The 16,359-nt window shown below is 32.4% G+C and carries 24 protein-coding genes; 20 read left to right on the top strand and 4 right to left on the bottom strand.

The features are described from left to right. The first annotated feature begins 25 nt into the window (after positions 1-25). The 12 genes from AC6EIY_RS03260 (at position 26) to thiD (ending at position 7,949) form a co-directional block, all read left to right on the top strand. Positions 26-211, top strand: coding sequence for a hypothetical protein (locus tag AC6EIY_RS03260; protein WP_498507580.1), 186 nt, complete (start codon positions 26-28; stop codon positions 209-211). A gap of 179 nt (positions 212-390) precedes the next feature. Continuing rightward, complete coding sequence (locus AC6EIY_RS03255) at positions 391-549, top strand: hypothetical protein (protein ID WP_498507579.1); 159 nt, start codon at positions 391-393, stop codon at positions 547-549. A gap of 35 nt (positions 550-584) precedes the next feature. Then, a complete protein-coding gene (locus tag AC6EIY_RS03250) occupies positions 585-746 on the top strand; it encodes a hypothetical protein (RefSeq protein WP_498507578.1) in 162 nt (53 codons plus the stop codon). Positions 747-1,515: 769 nt separating this feature from the next. After that, on the top strand, positions 1,516-1,755 hold the full coding sequence (locus AC6EIY_RS03245; protein WP_498507576.1) for a hypothetical protein: 240 nt from the start codon (positions 1,516-1,518) through the stop codon (positions 1,753-1,755). Between the two features lie 276 nt (positions 1,756-2,031). Continuing rightward, positions 2,032-2,184, top strand: a complete 153-nt coding sequence (locus AC6EIY_RS03240) for a hypothetical protein (protein ID WP_498507575.1) — start codon at positions 2,032-2,034, stop codon at positions 2,182-2,184. A 20-nt stretch (positions 2,185-2,204) separates the two neighbouring features. After that, a complete protein-coding gene (locus tag AC6EIY_RS03235) occupies positions 2,205-2,345 on the top strand; it encodes a hypothetical protein (RefSeq protein ID WP_498507573.1) in 141 nt (46 codons plus the stop codon). 229 nt (positions 2,346-2,574) lie between these two features. Beyond that, complete coding sequence (locus AC6EIY_RS03230) at positions 2,575-2,844, top strand: DUF3104 domain-containing protein (RefSeq protein WP_498507572.1); 270 nt, start codon at positions 2,575-2,577, stop codon at positions 2,842-2,844. Positions 2,845-3,391: 547 nt separating this feature from the next. Beyond that, positions 3,392-3,715 (top strand): hypothetical protein, encoded by a 324-nt coding sequence (locus tag AC6EIY_RS03225; RefSeq protein WP_498507571.1) that lies wholly within the window; start codon positions 3,392-3,394, stop codon positions 3,713-3,715. A 1,244-nt stretch (positions 3,716-4,959) separates the two neighbouring features. Then, positions 4,960-5,271, top strand: coding sequence for a hypothetical protein (locus tag AC6EIY_RS03220; protein WP_498507570.1), 312 nt, complete (start codon positions 4,960-4,962; stop codon positions 5,269-5,271). Positions 5,272-5,933: 662 nt separating this feature from the next. Then, positions 5,934-6,083: a hypothetical protein gene (locus AC6EIY_RS03215; RefSeq protein WP_498507569.1), complete on the top strand. Its 150-nt coding sequence runs from the start codon at positions 5,934-5,936 to the stop codon at positions 6,081-6,083. A 424-nt stretch (positions 6,084-6,507) separates the two neighbouring features. Further along, complete coding sequence (locus AC6EIY_RS03210; RefSeq protein WP_498507568.1) at positions 6,508-7,134, top strand: TenA family protein; 627 nt, start codon at positions 6,508-6,510, stop codon at positions 7,132-7,134. A gap of 32 nt (positions 7,135-7,166) precedes the next feature. Continuing rightward, on the top strand, positions 7,167-7,949 hold the full coding sequence (gene thiD / locus AC6EIY_RS03205; RefSeq protein ID WP_498507567.1) for a bifunctional hydroxymethylpyrimidine kinase/phosphomethylpyrimidine kinase: 783 nt from the start codon (positions 7,167-7,169) through the stop codon (positions 7,947-7,949). Between the two features lie 111 nt (positions 7,950-8,060). Here thiD and AC6EIY_RS03200 read toward each other — a convergent pair whose 3' ends face one another. After that, positions 8,061-9,077 (bottom strand): SDR family oxidoreductase, encoded by a 1,017-nt coding sequence (locus AC6EIY_RS03200; protein ID WP_498507566.1) that lies wholly within the window; start codon positions 9,075-9,077, stop codon positions 8,061-8,063. A gap of 540 nt (positions 9,078-9,617) precedes the next feature. Between AC6EIY_RS03200 and AC6EIY_RS03195 the strand changes: the two genes are divergently transcribed. Next, a complete protein-coding gene (locus AC6EIY_RS03195; RefSeq protein ID WP_498507565.1) occupies positions 9,618-9,914 on the top strand; it encodes a hypothetical protein in 297 nt (98 codons plus the stop codon). A gap of 468 nt (positions 9,915-10,382) precedes the next feature. Then, positions 10,383-10,586 carry a hypothetical protein gene (locus tag AC6EIY_RS03190; protein ID WP_498507564.1) on the top strand — a complete coding sequence of 68 codons (204 nt, stop codon included), beginning with the start codon at positions 10,383-10,385 and terminating at the stop codon, positions 10,584-10,586. An 813-nt stretch (positions 10,587-11,399) separates the two neighbouring features. On the opposite strand, the gene AC6EIY_RS03185 is transcribed toward AC6EIY_RS03190, so the two are convergent. The 3 genes from AC6EIY_RS03185 to AC6EIY_RS03175 form a co-directional block, all read right to left on the bottom strand. Then, entirely contained in the window at positions 11,400-11,609 is a 210-nt protein-coding gene (locus tag AC6EIY_RS03185) for a hypothetical protein (RefSeq protein WP_498507563.1), read from the bottom strand. A 342-nt stretch (positions 11,610-11,951) separates the two neighbouring features. Beyond that, entirely contained in the window at positions 11,952-12,218 is a 267-nt protein-coding gene (locus AC6EIY_RS03180) for a Nif11-like leader peptide family natural product precursor (protein ID WP_498507561.1), read from the bottom strand. Between the two features lie 27 nt (positions 12,219-12,245). After that, a complete protein-coding gene (locus tag AC6EIY_RS03175; RefSeq protein WP_498507560.1) occupies positions 12,246-12,461 on the bottom strand; it encodes a hypothetical protein in 216 nt (71 codons plus the stop codon). Between the two features lie 252 nt (positions 12,462-12,713). On the opposite strand from AC6EIY_RS03175, the gene AC6EIY_RS03170 reads away from it, so the two are divergent. The 6 genes from AC6EIY_RS03170 to AC6EIY_RS03145 all read left to right on the top strand — a co-directional run bounded on the left by AC6EIY_RS03170 (position 12,714) and on the right by AC6EIY_RS03145 (position 16,202). Further along, a complete protein-coding gene (locus AC6EIY_RS03170; RefSeq protein ID WP_498507559.1) occupies positions 12,714-13,028 on the top strand; it encodes a hypothetical protein in 315 nt (104 codons plus the stop codon). A gap of 178 nt (positions 13,029-13,206) precedes the next feature. After that, on the top strand, positions 13,207-13,584 hold the full coding sequence (locus tag AC6EIY_RS03165) for a DUF2834 domain-containing protein (RefSeq protein WP_498507558.1): 378 nt from the start codon (positions 13,207-13,209) through the stop codon (positions 13,582-13,584). Positions 13,585-14,181: 597 nt separating this feature from the next. Continuing rightward, entirely contained in the window at positions 14,182-14,883 is a 702-nt protein-coding gene (locus AC6EIY_RS03160; protein WP_498507557.1) for an esterase/lipase family protein, read from the top strand. A gap of 146 nt (positions 14,884-15,029) precedes the next feature. Then, positions 15,030-15,218, top strand: a complete 189-nt coding sequence (locus AC6EIY_RS03155) for a hypothetical protein (RefSeq protein WP_498507556.1) — start codon at positions 15,030-15,032, stop codon at positions 15,216-15,218. A gap of 134 nt (positions 15,219-15,352) precedes the next feature. Beyond that, positions 15,353-15,529 carry a hypothetical protein gene (locus tag AC6EIY_RS03150; protein ID WP_498507555.1) on the top strand — a complete coding sequence of 59 codons (177 nt, stop codon included), beginning with the start codon at positions 15,353-15,355 and terminating at the stop codon, positions 15,527-15,529. Between the two features lie 469 nt (positions 15,530-15,998). Further along, positions 15,999-16,202: a hypothetical protein gene (locus AC6EIY_RS03145; protein WP_498507553.1), complete on the top strand. Its 204-nt coding sequence runs from the start codon at positions 15,999-16,001 to the stop codon at positions 16,200-16,202. The last annotated feature ends 157 nt before the right edge of the window (positions 16,203-16,359 follow it).

The following is a 16,359-nucleotide window of genomic DNA, read 5'->3' as shown; positions in this document are numbered from 1 at the left end:
AGCAATTTAGGTCACTCCTATTAAAATGCTCGTATTTGGAAGAAGAATAATGGTTCCAATTTTCGCAACTTCCACACAAGCCAATCTTCTGATTTACGTAGGTGGTGGTGGTTTTGTTTTATTAGGAGCTTTTTACTTTGGCCGTCTGCTTACATTCTTTTTTCCAAAAAATACATTAATCAGGAAAGCGAAGGAGGAGAACAATGCCTGATGTGAAATTAAATTCTGGTTCCGATGATGTAGGAATGAAATTCAAGATAATTGGGATTTCAGTGACCTTTGTCTTAAACGCAATAGTCTTTATTTGGTATTTCTTCTTCTCAGGTCTTACCTAAAAAGAACCATTATGGAAAAAAGAACTTCGCTCATAACTGGGCCAAGGTTTTTGTTGTGATTACGTTTCTTACTTTTGGAGAAGCTCAGATTATTGGTGGCATCATTCCCAACCTGATTGCTTTTAGTTTATTTCTGGGAGCAATTGGATACCTTGCTTTAATGAGGAAAATGGCTGAGGTGTCCGGCTGGGAAAACAAGAAACAACAGATTTAAAAGTCACGGCTGTAGTTGCAAAAAGGCCTGATTTTATGGAGTTAGTCCAACTACTGCTAGGCGGTAGTCTATTGCTTAGTAGCGAGTGTAAAGATCAAACAGATACACCAATAGACTCTCAAAGTAGGCACCATGATTTCTTCATTGGTTGTGCTGGAGTAGATTTGGTAATTACATGCACTGGCGGAGTCTATTAACAAGAATTGTTGAAAAAGACATTAAACAATCCAGCAAGTATTGCTCGTAATGATTGTTGCTTAGTTGATTCCGTATGAGCTTTTTAAGCGTTGGCGTTGGCTTTGCTTAGCCGTAGTTTTAAATAAAAATTGTATGGTGGCTCTTTTAGGGAAAGTATTTTTCCGTAAAACTCTTCGCAATGTTGGATTAGCGGCTTGAAAGGATTCATGTCCATTTTTTTTAGTCCTAAACGATTACTGAAAAAGAAAACCCCCACGTTGGAGGGTTAGCTAATGGTTTTGATTACAAAAAAAGTGCATAATTAATGAACTTTTAATGAATTAGCGAAGAGGGGACTGGGATTTCGACGACCGTCCCCCGATCTAGCTTGATGATGCTTCCGTATCACGTCATCAATATGAAATTAATTTAAAGGGGTTTTATCAAGTCCTGATGTTCGGTTTAGGTAGGGCTATCCAATCTTTTCTTGTTTTTTAACTTGATTCCGCTTATGTATTTAATTGAGGCCAAACCTCATCAAGACATAATTGACTTTATGTAGTACGAGTCGATTAATAACCCCTTTAGTTGTTGGAATTTCTAGAGGGTTTTCTTGTTGGTTTTTACTGCTGCTGTTGTTGCTGCTGAATTTGCTCGTAGAAAGTTGAAGGCTTTTTAAGATCAAATACAACAACAGCAATAAAAAAACTCTTTTGATAAGGCATTAATGCTGATAGCTTCAAAAGAGAGTATTGGTTTTTAATAGACAAAAGCAGCCAATTCAGGGAGATGAAAAAGCTCTTTTCGTTTGTTATTGGTCTTCTATTGTTTTTCAGTCCTTTAACAGTAAAAGCAGAAGAGGTTAAAATAATGCCCCAAGATGAAATAGCTGAGGTGCCTGCCCTGGAGCCAATGACGGAAAAGCAACTAAACGATTTATTTGGAGAGGAAATATATTTAGGAGAAACTGACTGGCGTGGAAACAAGGTTTCAACTAAAAGAGATTACAGTAAGAAAAAGAAAAAATGATAGGGAACCCCTCCTGAACCGAACATCAGGACTTGATAAAACCTTACTAGTTTTTTAGAAATCGAAAGGGCAAATTGTTCAATGTCTTCACTTCAAAATCACTCTCACACAGTTTTAAGTCAACACTCTTTAAAAAGAGTGTTTTCCTTTGCCTAGTCTTCAAGCCATAGACCACCTTCTAAAGGTAGTAGGAGAAACACCCCAGAATCTTTCGCTTTGTACTACATCACCACCATATGACAACTGATTAGATTTTTAAAAGACAGTTTTTGATAAATGTTTAGTACTTACCACGAAATCATGTGCACAGTTTTATTAATAGTTGGGGCTGGTGTTATCCTTCAAGCTTTCTCTATAGATAATTCTTCAGTAAATAGTCCCATTCCAGTTAAGCCTAGTGAATCAAAATTCGACTTAAACACTTATTAAACAAAATCTGAAAATCGGTCATGCCAAGCCAAGTAATCGTGATTTGTTTAGCAGGTTTGCTTGCCTTGGGAGGTATATGGGTTTTAATCTCTGGTTTTGATGATGACGATAATGATGGGGGTGGGATGACTTTTCCTGAGTTCCAAAGTGTAGGGTCCTAATCAAGAATCCGAATTGCTACGTTTTGAGTCAAGAAAACATCTCATACTTTTGTCCCGATCAATCAGAGGAAGATTACTTAGCCTGTCTTTTTTAGTGTCAATTTTCAGAGTTGCCCAAAAAGTACTCAAAAATAATTTAGAACTGATAGAAGTAAAGGGATTTAACGGAATTTGAAATTGGTCAAAAAGGATACTTCCCTTACTTTATATATATTGTCAAAATGAAATTATGGATGAACCTTTATTTTTAAAAGTCAGACCGGGTGATGCTGTTTTATATAAAGCGGATCAAAGAGGAAAAGTTTTAACATTTATAGGTGGTTCAAGAGATCTAGACGCACCCACACTCTCTCAAATCGCAAATTTAGATTCTGGAGAAATCCGCTGGGTTCATGGTGAGGAAGTTAGCGAGATAGTTTGTAAATATCGGACAACAATTAAAAAGCCTTCTACTTTTTATGAACAAATTCAGCAGCCACATCAAAAACCGCAGCAATGAAACATTTTAAAAATCTATTCCCTATTATCGCTGGTATTGGAGTTTTCTTATTGGCTAGTAATTCGATCAGATGGAAACAAATGAATCAAAAGCCGTCAGTCGAAAACCATATCAAACTTATCCCTGTAAAGGAATTTAGATAATAGATTTAAGAATGGATTTTTCAGTTTCTTTTCTCTTTTCGTAGAGCTAAAGCTTTGAAATCTTCTTGGAGCTCTTGCTTACCCTCGTCCAGTACTTTTACTTGAGATTGATTATTCTTTTCCAACCTTTTGAAAGAATCTTTGATGCTCCCGAGAGGGTGGCTTTTTAGAATCCTTTTGTAGCTCGACTCATCTAGAACACTTTTTCTGGTCTGTTTCTTAATGAGACTTAGTTATCAATCAGCGATTAATCTCTTTTTTACTTGTCTTTGCTTTAAGCAAAAGTAATTAATGGATGAAAAGTAGCTTTGATTTGAAATTTTATAATTGAGTAATTTCTTCTATTCGCAAAAACGGTATCAACCGCTACAATTTGATTACGTTCGATTTCCTTAGGGGAATGCATGTTTGGGCAACATGGAACGGGGTTGCCTCTGCCGAGAAACGTGATGAATCACCTTCCTTTAATCAAAAAAAGCATCTGTAAGAAAAACTCACTCCACAAAGCTGACTTGTTTTTATCTTCCAGGCCAAGTCACTCAAGTCCTAAGGAATTAAATATTCGATACCTCAGGCAAAAATCCAAAAGAAAAGCAATACATCAGTCCGAGTTAAATCTTGCTTCCAAAGGGACCTCCAGTTCATCACAGCTAAACATCCACTTAGCAAAAAAGCGGGAACACGAAAAAAGGCTTCATTTGGCCCAACTTATTTCAATGAATAGGTAATTTTAGCTAAATATTCAACTAATAAATTCAATCTTTTCTTTTGAATTAAAAAGAATATTTAGATCGTATTTAACTGTTAATCATTTAAACATTTCTAGACCGGGTTTTTGGATCCCAAATCTGTCGCAATATTAAGTATTAATGCTTTGAGAGCTTTTGGATTAAAGTCTTAAGCCTTTCACCAAGATCATTTGCAATAAGAATCCACTGGGGGTTAATTGTTTTGTAGTTTATGAAACATATGTATCAAATAATTATGAAATCGATGATATTAAAAAACCCATAATGCTTTTTTTCGAAAGTCTTTCAACTGATCGGATAGTATCAAACGTTATTTATTGTAATACTATAAAGACATTTTCCTCTGTTTAGAAATTGTCTTAATGGGCGATTTCGATGATCTAGATAACCTGTTTTAAGGGTAGGTTTCAAAATATACAAAGTTAGAAAACTTTCGAGCAAACCTACCTCGGGTAAAGATTTTGGCTGTTAACGTAATCAATTATTTAATTGTATGACCATGACTTTTCTTGGAAGAGCTTCAATGATGGCTTTCGTTTTTATGGCAACTAGCTATTTAGTAACTGGGCAAATTATTCCAGGTGTTGCATGAATTTAGAAAAGCAGCACCAAGCTTTTAAAACTTCAAGCTAAAGCAGAAGCTTGTATTTCAAGAAAAGAGGCACAAAAAATTTTAAGAAAATCTGCTAAGACTATGCACAAAATTTCTAGGCCTTAGCACAAAATGCTACCCAGCATAATCAGATTTTATGTATGAACAAAATCAATCTTTTTCTATTTTATCGACAATTTAAATACTTTGGATATATTTATTTTTGTATCTAATGCACAGACAAAGATTATCAATGGTTACAATTTCTCGCCACATAGAATCACTGTCGTGCTCGAGAGGGATGTCATTAGGTTAAAGAAATGCTAAATAAACTTATAGAGTAAATAGTTCCTTCGCTTACGAGAACCCACCGTAAGTCTGAGAACAATAACGACTCTTCCTGTTGTCATCAAAACTACGACAAGAAATTATTATGGTCTTTATTCCTAAAGTAATTCAGAAAAAAATCTCAAGCATTATTAGTAGATTTAATATCCCAAAGATTCCACCTCATATGATTAATCAATTAGGAGTTGAGAAAGAGGCATTGACTACCAATTAGAGTTCAAAAATATTCTTCTTGAGTAAAAAATTATCATTATGGTCTTGTTGATTCTGCTAGATTTAAAAAATGGGACTTTATTATAATCTCGCTTCAACGTCCACATCAATTGCAATGATAGGAGCTCTCTTATCATTCGCAGGTGTAGGTTTATTAATTTTGATTTTCAGTGAAGGAATGTTTCATGGACTCAGTAAACTAATTTATTTTTTTGGTAATCAGATATTGATATCTAGAAGATTGTTTTTAAACAAAAATATAGAAGAAAATAAAGCCTCAACTAATCAACTTTATATTAATAAAACAGAAGTCATAGAAAAAGAAGCCTCCCTTACAGAACAAAAAGAGTGGTTAGAAAAAATCCTAAAAATGAAAGTTTAACTAAACGATATTATTCCGTAAAATAGATCTTGATTTTAAGTATTTATAGTATTTTTTTTTATTGATGCACTGAGTCTTTAAAAGTATTTAAATTGTATGCATTTTCTAAATGTGTCTTGACCATCTCTACTTGAATCATATGCACAAACTTTTGCTTCCTTCTTGCAAAATAAGTTGATGTATAAGTAAAAAAGATCAGAAATAAAAGCAAAGTTGATAAGCAATAAAAAATAGCTAAAGACATAGGAGTAGATTTCGATTTAATAATTTACTTATAATTTATAATAGTTAAACAATTTGAAAAGGATGGAAGAATAAAGGGGAATGTAAAAAAAGACACTTTTAAAAAATAAAACTAAATCTGATGGCTATAGTTTAAATTATATGAGTATAGTAAATCTTTTTAATGAGCTATTCGTGCTTAATAGGGAATAAATCCTTTTTGTCTGATTACTATATATGTCATACCAATCATCAGATAAGTAATTATGGGAGCATGAGATTGTAATTATTCGATATTTCTTTGCTTATTTATGAATACAACAAATGTAAATATAGTGCATAAAAATATAATTATAAATTACATCAATATAAAGTTATAAATCTAAAGGACCAATGAGACAGAAAATTTATATATAAATAAAAGATATTTATAATAATAAATGCTTCCATTAATAGCCATTATCTCATTCTTTATATTAGGAATTGCATTTTTTGCTTTTGGTAAAAATGATTTTGTCATTACCAAATTAAAAGAGGATGAAAGTAATATTTCTACAAAAAAAACAGAATATCAACTTCAACTCAATTAGCAGAAAAATAATCTATTTGTAGTACACGGGTAAAATGAATAAACTCAACTTGCATTCCTTTCAGGAATCACCTTCGTCATTGTTGGTTTAATATCAACAGCAATTAGCATTTTTTCTGTTGAGTTGTTCAATGATGCTCCAATTTTCTTCTTAGCAGGAGGAGGAACATCGTTACTATTGATAATCGTTTTCTTGTGTTTCTCTAAGGAGTCCCAACGACAATTTCCAACAGGAGGAAAGAGTTAAATTATTTGATTTTAGTTTATCGAGGGAACCAATGAAAATAATGAGACTAGGTTGACTTATGAAGCAGATTGCTTTCAGATCGATTAGGACTGACTCATGTCTATTTTTCTAGATGTGATGTCTAGTTTAATAAGCAGGAAATGAGGCATGATGTGTATACATATAAAATATAAAATCAATGTCTCTAACACAAAAATTATGGAAAAGCAATTATGATCTTGCATTACTAAGCCTTAATACTAAATTCGTCCAGGGTATAAAAAATGGAGATCTTCCTAAAACGAAATTCCAAGAATATTTAGCTCAAGATTATTTTTTCTTAGAAAGTTTTGCTCGCGCATATGGATTAGCAGTTTCTAAGTCAAGAAATAAAAAAAATATCAAAACTTTGAGCGTATTATTATCAGGTGTATCAGATGAGTTGATTCTACATGAAACATATGCAAAGGAATGGGATATAGATTTGACTACTAATCGAATAGAACCTGCCACCAAAAAATATACTGATTTTTTAGAAGAAGTCTCCTTAAACTTATGTTTAATTGAAATAATGAGCGCAATGACACCATGTATGCGGCTATATTCTTGGCTTGGAAAAAATTTATTAAATATGACCTCTGGTAATCCTTATAAAGAATGGATCTTAACTTACTCTGATAAAAGTTTTGATTATCTTGCAAAATCACTAGAATATCTAATAGATGAATATAACGATGATTTTGATATTCACCAAGTTAATTTTCTATATAAAAAAGCTATGGAATTGGAACTTGAATTTTTCAATGCCTATTCTTCTTTCTCTTAAATTATCAATGATTTATCTTTTAAGGAGTAATTATGTATTCTAAAATTGTTCTTTCCATCGGTGGTAGTGATTCTGGTGGTGGTGCAGGAATTCAAGCAGATCTGAGGACTTTTATGTCTATTAAAGTTCATGGTTGCACAGCCATTACATGCATTACAGCACAAAATAGTATAGGAGTAACTGGTGTAGAAGCTGTTGAAAGTCATATATTAATCAATCAGATTGATGCTTTGTTCTCAGATTTCGAGATTAAATCTTTGAAAACTGGAATGCTATTAAACGAGAGAATAATTAAAAATACTGGGACAAAACTACAGGAATACTCTATACCTAAAATTATTGATCCGGTGATGGTTGCAAGGACTGGTTCGAAATTAATCGAAGACAGTGCAATTAAAGCTTATAAGAAGTTCCTTTTTCCCGAAGCAGAAATAGTAACTCCAAATATTTATGAAGCAAATTTACTTTCAGATGTACAAATTAATAATGAAGAAGATATAGAAAAATCAGCCCAAGAAATTTTAAAACTTGGTCCAAAAGCTGTATTAATAAAAGGAGGAGGATTAAATTCCTTGAAAGGTAAAGATTTTTATATTGATAAAGATGGCAATAGAGATTGGTTAATCAATAAATTTATTAATACCTCAAATACACATGGTTGTGGATGTACACTAAGTGCTGCTATTTGTAGTTATGTTGCTTTAGGATTTAACTTAATTGAGTCAATTAAAAAGGCGAAATATTTTATTGAAAAATCTTTAGAAAAATCCTACAAGATCGGTTCTGGTCCTGGACCTCTTGGGCATTATCAGTAAAAAATAGGTTGGCATTTTACTTATTTCCCTATGTTAACTTACAAAATAATATTGAGGACAAAAAATTTAAAATCCATTAATCAATTAATAAAACAATTCATATAAAAAGATTTAATTTAAAATTGTCTTTAGAGAAACAGTCATATCTTCTAATGTTTTTTTTAAGGGGATTGGCTCCCAATCGAAAATTGAAATGGTTTCGGATATATCTGCTCCATATCGACCCTTTTTTATCATAGTGGAAGTGCTTCTCATATCTTTATTAAAAATTCCAAGAGTGTTTATTAATTTAGTAGGGACCAATCTCTTTGGAGATTTATTAAATCCAAGTTCTCTTAATATTTCTGAAATTTCTAGAAATGGAATACTTTTTTGAGACGTTGCAATTATTCTTTTATGATCACTGTGGTGATTCGTTAATGCTTGAACATGTAATTTCGCTACATCTCTAACATCCACCACAGTAAAATAAATATCTGGCAAAGCAGGGAATTTACCAGTAATCATTTTTGTAATTAAACTTGCTGATGTACCCTCTATGTCATTGCTAAGTAAGGGCCCAAAAACCATTCCAGGATGAATAGTAGTCATTGAAAACGACTCATCTCTATGGCTGTCAACAAAATCCCAGGCTGCTTTTTCTGCGATGGTCTTGCTTTTTATATAAGCCCCTATATTCTTTGATGTATCAGTCCAATCATTAGGTTTACAGTAGCTCTTGTTATGTCCGTAAGCTATTGCACCTATTGAAGAAGTTAGCACTACCTTTTTAATTTTCGATGTATACGCAGCTTTTAATGCCCTTAATGTCCCCTCTAATGCAGGAGTAATTAAATCATTTTCATTCTTTGGCTCTTCGACAATGCACGGAGAAGCGATATGAAAAAGGTAATCACAATCGGAGGCTGCATCATCCCAGCCTTCATCATTGAGTAAATTTAACTCACAAAATTCAAGATTGTTATTGCTAATTTTTGTCCCTAGGGATTTTCTTACTTCCTCCTCACGAATACGATCTCTTAGAGATCCTTTTACTTCATATCCATTATTTAATAATTCTAAGATGCAGTGCAGAGCAATATAGCCTGAAGCACCAGTTACTAGAACTTTCCCTTTATTAAGAGTCATTTGATAATGTTATCAAAAAAATACAGATTTTTATTCCTGCAACTTAAGTTCTTTGGGGCATTACATCTTTTCTTGAGCTGATTTTTAATCCTGAAAATTCGTCATTCGCATTATTTTTCGCTTCATCTACCTTGGTCAGTACAAGCTCTCTTCGCCGCTGGGTATGTTGATTTTCGAGGCTTGTTTAACTGTCACCTTTTTTATGATGAGGAGTGATGATAACACCTCCATATTTATTTCTTCTTTTATGTCTCTTCAGTGTTAGAAGTGCTTAAAATACATTGTCTTATCTCTTTGTGATTCAATCTGGAGATGTCAACTTCTAAATGCTCTTTTTAAGAACATCATTATGGACATATAAACTTTACTGATAAGTGGCTGAGGCTGTTGTTATGATTCCTTTTGTTACTTTAAACGACGATCTAAGACGTAACTACAAAAATGTAGGGATCTTTCTTTTTTGCTTGCAAAAATGATAAGTAAGGTGTTGTAACTTATACCCTTAAGCATCGTTATGCAAAGGCTTCTCACGTAGCTGATATGCCATTGACTATCATCTACCTCTGCCATGAGTTAAACCACAGAAGTGCATCATCAAAGTTATGTAAGATCTATCGTATGCGGCATAACCTATCTATATGCCAAGCGCAATGCGGGGGGCAACTTAGTATGAAAAAGAAACTCAACTCGCTCAAATATTTTGCTCCTCTAGTTCAACTGGCCTTCTGCCCTGTATCTATTTTGTTTTTATGGACGGTGCTTGCAGGCCCTGAAGTGATTCCTGAAGTTAATGAAGAATCAGTTCTTAGACAGGATGATAAACAAAGTTATGAATAACATTTTTCAGTTTATAATTAACATAAGGATTTGTTATTACCAATTCAAAAAAAGTTTATATTTTCATTTTCAGCAACAGTCTCATCTCCTCTTTAGTTGATTATTATGCATGTAAACTTTGACATCAAATTATTACTCACTCATAGACAAGCTTTCAACTTATTTAAGTATGGAAAAGACTGCTAGCAGAGTTAAATAGATGGATTTAGTCAAAGACTTTTTTATGGTATTAATTGGATAATAAGAAGTGCTTCCAAGAGATATTTATTGATCTCGAATAATGGGGGTTTAAATATTTATGAAATAAAATGAATGAATAGGGATTTTATAAAGGTTATTTTTGGGATGAGGCAATTGTTTAATTAGTGAGAAATGGAAGATTAAGAAACGTTGTAATTGACTGTAGCTTTTGATAATTGATATATTCTTCTTATGTGCTAGAAATAATAAAACAGGTTTATTTTTTTGATGCAAAGAGCAAGGATGGTTTCCATTCCTTTACTAAAAGGAACTAAAGTAAGTTTGCGTCGAAGAGATTGGGGTATTGAAAGATCACAAATAACTCCTGCAGGAAATGAAATATGTACACCTGCCCCTTTTGAAGGATTAAAAGAGAAGCGCCAATTTAAAGTATTGACATCGGTATTAATCGATTTGGGGTATTTAAATTGAATTCTATAATTATTTTTCTGGTTATTTAAGGAAGAAACTTTAGAAAAGAATTCCCTACATCTTAAGCTTAATTATTTTTTTATTCTGGTAATCTATCGGTATATCCAACTATTTAGTGGTAGCAACTGATCTTGGTTGTAGAGGCCGTATCAAATTCTTCGGTTTGCAACATTTTAAATTCCAAGTAGTCGAGTCAAAGTAAATATGTCCTTTGAAATAAATGTAATGTACTCCTCTTTATTTGACGCCTTGTTCGCTAGTTCTTCTCTCCTATTAGAACATTTTATGTTTTCTCTGATAGTCAGCTAGAAGAAATCAAGCGTAAGCAACATCAAGAAGAGCTAGACAAAATTGAAACCTCTCGTAAGAGGTTGGAAGAGAGTTATCAAGCTCGATCAAAGGTTCTTGATGATAGAGAGCATGAGCTACAAGAAGAGATCAAAGCTCTTGCTCCTGCCGAGAAAAAGAAAGAAAAAGTTGCTGCTTAATAAGTCAAATATTGATGTTGTTTAAGTTTTTTTTCTTATTCCTCTTCCTTAATGGAGAGGGGCTCATTCACTTACCAAGTTAAACGCAGCATAAACCTTACTTTGTTGAGGTGGGATATGACGAACGATGTGTTTTCTCTTTGCCTACATTTTGCGCCATGCGCCATTATCAACATTTAGTCTATTTCCTCTAAAGCCGTTTATCTGGGAGTTGGATACCAAGAGAACTAAAATCAGCAGGTATCGTAGCTAATATACTGATTATTGGAATATATAGCGGAAGTACAACTGCTAAGCGCATGTGGCCTATGGATAAATAGTCATTTTATTTTTGGTCTTGATTTTCTTGTTCCCATGCTTGAAATTGGAAATAAAAGATTGCGCAAATCGCCACGAAGATTAAAAGAAGTCCAGCCCATCCCAAAAACTTGTGCTCAGTAAAAAGATCCGTCAGCATTGACTTTTCTTGATATCTGGCATCCATCTCGTTTTGAATATTCCCATTCCATGCATCAGCAGAATTTAAAAAAAACATGTTAAATCATTTATTTCATTCATTTATTTAAGAATAATATAAGACAAAAAGAAAACTCTCTTTTTATGGAGAGTTCACTAAAGATAGTGCGAGGATGTTTTCGAAGAAAAGAGGTTCAATATCTCAACTCTTTGAGTTATGAAGTATGGAGATAGACATCTTTTTACTAACTTAGCGAACTAAAGAAAAGATTTCACCCACTATTTCCTGCGATAATTGATGATGCCTACGTATTAATACATTAAAATAATAATAAGAAACGATATTCTCTAAAACTTACGTCGCTCGATTTAGTGTTTTGGATCGCAAAGTTTTTTAATAGTATGGTTATTGCAAAACCCATTAGTTAGTATTTTTATAATTTGTCTCATTTGGATCTATTCCACTTTCACCGAAGCTATAGGATGGAGATGTATCTTGTTTTTTGATTTTTACACCAGCAATATTAACTTTTGATGCTGCTTTTAATTCATCGCCAGAAAATTGATAACCAAATTCTGACGCTATTTCTGCAATTTCATTTGCGGTAGCAGCAAATCTTAGGGCATTGAGTAACTCTTTATTTCTTTGAAGCTCTGAAAGAAAAGCCTTTAGTTGAGATATAGTCATACGCTCATTATGACGAAGCCTTTACCCTTAGGAGACAAGAGTTGAATGTTTTAACCAATTGGCGATTGTCACACAGACAGAAAAATTCACTAGCATCATTCCAAGTGCTCCCAACATCTTGTAGTTTGGGTTCTTATTCATAAGAGAAAACATTCTGGATAAAAAACCTTCTTGTGTTTTTGTCGCTTTAAACTCTAAGGATTTTTCTGAATGAGTTACTTCTTCAGAGTTGATTTCAGTCACGCTGTAAAAGACAATTTTTTGTTCGTAAGAGCATAAAGAGTAATTGGCTTAAATGGCTGATTATTTATACAAACCAGAGTAATGAGTGGATTTCGAAAAGATTTCTCAAATTTATGAAGTAAGTCCTAAAACAATTTTGCAGTTAAAAAAACTAACTTTAGTGCAAATTAATACCAGGTTGTGTACGTTATTGGCTACCTCTTTTACACATGCTTCGTTAGTATTTTATTTTGATTTGTCCAGTTCCTCATTGTGTTTCAACTGTCAAAGATAAAAATTATTGAGCAAATTATTGAAGAGTGGATTTATTGCTATCCAAGCAGAACCCTTTCAGAAGAAAAGATTGAGATCCTAAAAGAACAACATTATCAAAATTTAAGTGATGATATGAGAGGTGTTGTAAGTGGGATAGTTTCTGCCCCAGCATGGATTTGTCGCGAGATTGACTTGGAAGAAGGGGCTAATTGGTACTTAGTAGTTGCGACTTGCTTGGATTTAATCCACTCCAATAAAGGTGGGGAAATAATCACTAAATATACTGATCATTTTCATAATAACCTTGGCTGATCAATAATTTTCTAGTTATTTCAGCTCCTAACTACCTAATGGCTGATATTAATAACAAGATTAATTGGTTTTCAACTTAACTTTTACCTTCTATATTTTTCGATAACTTTAAGAAAACAGTGATTTATGTATTTTATTGATTTTTTATACATCAAGAGATCATCCTTTTTAGCTATAAATGATTTTTATTTTAAACCTAATGTGGTCTAACATTCGTCTTTCTATTTATGGCGTAACGGCAATAGCCGGATTGATTTGGCCTTTTTACTTTATAGCAAAATTTGTCAGTCAAGTACAAAGTGGTTCTGTTGGAAGTTCAGTTATCGAAATAGCTAATACTTTCATTGATGGAGCTTGGGCAACACCAACATCTGGTTTCGTTTCTGCTGATACAGCAGTTTTATTAATTGCAATATTTGCTTTCTATGCTGCTGAGGGGAAAAGATTGCAAATAAAATTGTGGGGTATTTACTTCCCTCTTACTTTTCTGATTTCATTAGCTTTCTCATTTGGTGTTTTTATGTTTATGAGAGAAAGAACAATCAATGGTGATTAGAAAACTGAAGATTAAGATTATAATATTTGGTTTTAATTATCGGTCATTATTCGCTTTATAAGACAGGGTTTGGCATTTTGATTTGCGAAACGCATGAATCTGTAAAAAATCTCTTTGTGATCATCAAGAGTAAACAGACTCTATAGAAGTAGATTGAACATGTTTTTTTGAAACAGCAACAATTAGTACTCTAGAAGTTATTCTCTCTTCTTAGTATTAAATACATCCCTGATTTACTTGAAATTATCTGACAATAATGAGTCAGGATTATTAGATCTGAATATAGCCTGACCTACTTCTACATCTTTGGTTTTTGTAGGGGATTTTTCTGGTATAACTCTTTCTTCAACACCATTAAATAATTGGATTGCATCATTTTTATTTACTTTGCTATCTTTTTACTTTAGATGCTTTCACGAGAGATTATTTTGTGAAGACATTGAATACGTCGACATGTAATCGATATTACTGGCGGGAATGATCTAAGAATTCATGTAAATTAGTTAGAAGACTAAAAATTATGTACTTTAAAAATATCAATAAGTTAATGATTAAAATATTTTCTAAGTTAATTCTTTTTAGGTTTTCTACTAAATCATGAATAAATATATTGAACAGCCAATTGTTATCCTTGGTGGTTTCTTGATTGAAGGTAATTCTTATGATGAAATGACACAATATATTAAAAGTCGATCAAATAACAAGGTAGTAATAGTTCCAGTAAATAAAGTTGAGTGGCTTAGCACTAATTGGTCATTTGGTTGGAAGATTATTCTTGATAAAGTTGATAAAATTGTGAAAGAATTATCGGAAGAATCACCAAAAAACAAAGTGACTTTAATCGGTCATAGCTCTGGTGGAATGATCCTAAGATTATATTTATCAGATCTTTTATTTAGTGGAAAGATATACAATGGGAAGGATTACGCTAACTGTCTAATTACCCTTGGAAGTCCTAACCAAGCTAAAAGAGCTACTCATCTTCGTAATTTTGTAAGCTCTAATTTGCCAGGTAGTTTCTATAGCACAGATGTTAGTTATATATCTGTTGCTGGTGAATTAGACTTGAACGGACCTATCGCGACAAAAACCTCACTGAGGTTGAGCAGGTCGTCTTATAGAGCATTGAATGGGAATGGAGACGTTATTGGAGATGGACTAGTTCCTAGAGATTCTGCATTGCTAATTGGCTCAAAACAAGTAGTGATAAAAGAAACAGCACATGGAAAAGCTTTTGGTAAAGATTGGTATGGCTCTAAAAATAAAGTTGAAGAATGGGTGAATAAATCATTGGAATGAGATGGGGGTAATTTAAACAATTTTTTTTACGTATCTGAATATTTCTTAAATAGATATAAATGAAGAACATAAATACACTTAATATGTAGCAATTAATCAAACAATGAGATAAAAAAAAAACTATAGTAGAAATTTGGTTTCTTGATATGGAATTAGATCCAATTACTAAATGGTTAATTCGAATTTCTTCTTCTATGATAATTTCGTTAGGATTAATTCTGATTATTGCAATACCACTAATAGTTTTTAAAACGAGCTCTTTGATTTATTTAACAAAAGAGATCATTCAGAGTGATGTGAAAGATATTCTTACTGGATTGATAGCAAAAATTTAGAATCTACTATATATAGTTGAAATAATAGATACAAATTATCTTTAAAATCTTACTTTAATAATGAAGAGAATATGTTTGTTTTTTGTTCTTATCTTGTTATTTTAATAAGTTGTTAGTAGATGCACTTTTCTAGAATGAGAAATAGAAAGAATATTGAAGATTTAATTACTCGCTCTCTGACAGAAGTTTTGAACAGATCATTATCTCTTGAGAGAGATGACCAAATTGCAATTTCTCAAGAGTTTAAAGAATGGATTCATGGTGTGGCTAAGGAGGAAGATATTTGGGTTGTAAATAATCAAATTAATTGATTTAAAAGCAATTGCTTTGATTCACTTGAGTTAGATAATTGAGATACTGTAAGGTAAAAATGAAACAATATTTTGTTTCATTTCTTCTAGACTTTTTTAGGCTACAGGAGCGAAAATTGAAAATTAATAACAGAAGTCTAAGAACACATATGTTTTTGTCATTGGCTGATTCTATATTCTTTAAGAATCGAGCGGAATGTTTTAGTAATAGTAAGCTTCATGCCTTAGATCAATATTGGAGTATTAACAACTCACACCCCATGCACCAGCAAATTCATGAAATAATTGAGAATATATTAAATAGTAGAGGCGAAAAGAGTATTAGGCAGTCAAGGTTAGATCTCATTAGGAATTTTGAAAGATCCTTATCACTCTCAAACCCTATGGGTCGCTTGAGTGCAAATATAATTTCTTTTATTTCATATTTTGTTTTTTCTAGCATTGATCAAAATAACCTAAGAATATTAAAATGAGTAATCAATATCAATCTTTAATAGATGCCAGAAATCAATGGGAGAGTGATATAAACATGTACAAAGATTTTCTTAAAGGAGATACTAAAACTTTTGAAGGTAGGTACGGTGCAGAAGAATATATTGCTATGGCTGAAAATAGATTGAATGATATAAACCAAAAATTAAGGGAAATTGAACAAGAAAATCTAGAGAAATAAATTAATCTTTAATGTGATAAATATAATTTGACTGTGTATTTGATTTTTCATTTTTTCCAATTAGTAGATAAATAATTGATTCCCACATGATTAAAAAAATTTTGTGGACTATATCCTATTATTCGAATTTAATTAACTTATAAGATACAACTATAGT

This window comes from Prochlorococcus sp. MIT2304 (assembly GCF_059772405.1).
Note: the sequence above shows the minus strand (reverse complement) of the source record. Positions and strands in the feature narration are given on the sequence as shown.

Excerpts from the sequence above, each read along its gene's own strand:
- AC6EIY_RS03250 (WP_498507578.1), top strand. The coding sequence starts at position 585 with ATGGAGTTAGTCCAACTACTGCTAGGCGGTAGTCTATTGCTTAGTAGC.
- AC6EIY_RS03215 (WP_498507569.1), top strand. The coding sequence starts at position 5,934 with ATGCTTCCATTAATAGCCATTATCTCATTCTTTATATTAGGAATTGCA.
- AC6EIY_RS03235 (WP_498507573.1), top strand. The coding sequence starts at position 2,205 with ATGCCAAGCCAAGTAATCGTGATTTGTTTAGCAGGTTTGCTTGCCTTG.
- AC6EIY_RS03155 (WP_498507556.1), top strand. The coding sequence starts at position 15,030 with ATGGAATTAGATCCAATTACTAAATGGTTAATTCGAATTTCTTCTTCT.
- AC6EIY_RS03230 (WP_498507572.1), top strand. The coding sequence starts at position 2,575 with ATGGATGAACCTTTATTTTTAAAAGTCAGACCGGGTGATGCTGTTTTA.
- AC6EIY_RS03210 (WP_498507568.1), top strand. The coding sequence starts at position 6,508 with ATGTCTCTAACACAAAAATTATGGAAAAGCAATTATGATCTTGCATTA.
- AC6EIY_RS03200 (WP_498507566.1), bottom strand. The coding sequence starts at position 9,077 with ATGACTCTTAATAAAGGGAAAGTTCTAGTAACTGGTGCTTCAGGCTAT.
- AC6EIY_RS03150 (WP_498507555.1), top strand. The coding sequence starts at position 15,353 with ATGAGAAATAGAAAGAATATTGAAGATTTAATTACTCGCTCTCTGACA.
- AC6EIY_RS03165 (WP_498507558.1), top strand. The coding sequence starts at position 13,207 with ATGATTTTTATTTTAAACCTAATGTGGTCTAACATTCGTCTTTCTATT.
- AC6EIY_RS03245 (WP_498507576.1), top strand. The coding sequence starts at position 1,516 with ATGAAAAAGCTCTTTTCGTTTGTTATTGGTCTTCTATTGTTTTTCAGT.
- AC6EIY_RS03260 (WP_498507580.1), top strand. The coding sequence starts at position 26 with ATGCTCGTATTTGGAAGAAGAATAATGGTTCCAATTTTCGCAACTTCC.
- AC6EIY_RS03220 (WP_498507570.1), top strand. The coding sequence starts at position 4,960 with ATGGGACTTTATTATAATCTCGCTTCAACGTCCACATCAATTGCAATG.
- AC6EIY_RS03195 (WP_498507565.1), top strand. The coding sequence starts at position 9,618 with ATGCCATTGACTATCATCTACCTCTGCCATGAGTTAAACCACAGAAGT.
- AC6EIY_RS03185 (WP_498507563.1), bottom strand. The coding sequence starts at position 11,609 with ATGTTTTTTTTAAATTCTGCTGATGCATGGAATGGGAATATTCAAAAC.
- AC6EIY_RS03145 (WP_498507553.1), top strand. The coding sequence starts at position 15,999 with ATGAGTAATCAATATCAATCTTTAATAGATGCCAGAAATCAATGGGAG.
- AC6EIY_RS03160 (WP_498507557.1), top strand. The coding sequence starts at position 14,182 with ATGAATAAATATATTGAACAGCCAATTGTTATCCTTGGTGGTTTCTTG.
- AC6EIY_RS03240 (WP_498507575.1), top strand. The coding sequence starts at position 2,032 with ATGTTTAGTACTTACCACGAAATCATGTGCACAGTTTTATTAATAGTT.
- thiD (WP_498507567.1), top strand. The coding sequence starts at position 7,167 with ATGTATTCTAAAATTGTTCTTTCCATCGGTGGTAGTGATTCTGGTGGT.
- AC6EIY_RS03225 (WP_498507571.1), top strand. The coding sequence starts at position 3,392 with ATGTTTGGGCAACATGGAACGGGGTTGCCTCTGCCGAGAAACGTGATG.
- AC6EIY_RS03190 (WP_498507564.1), top strand. The coding sequence starts at position 10,383 with ATGCAAAGAGCAAGGATGGTTTCCATTCCTTTACTAAAAGGAACTAAA.
- AC6EIY_RS03180 (WP_498507561.1), bottom strand. The coding sequence starts at position 12,218 with ATGACTATATCTCAACTAAAGGCTTTTCTTTCAGAGCTTCAAAGAAAT.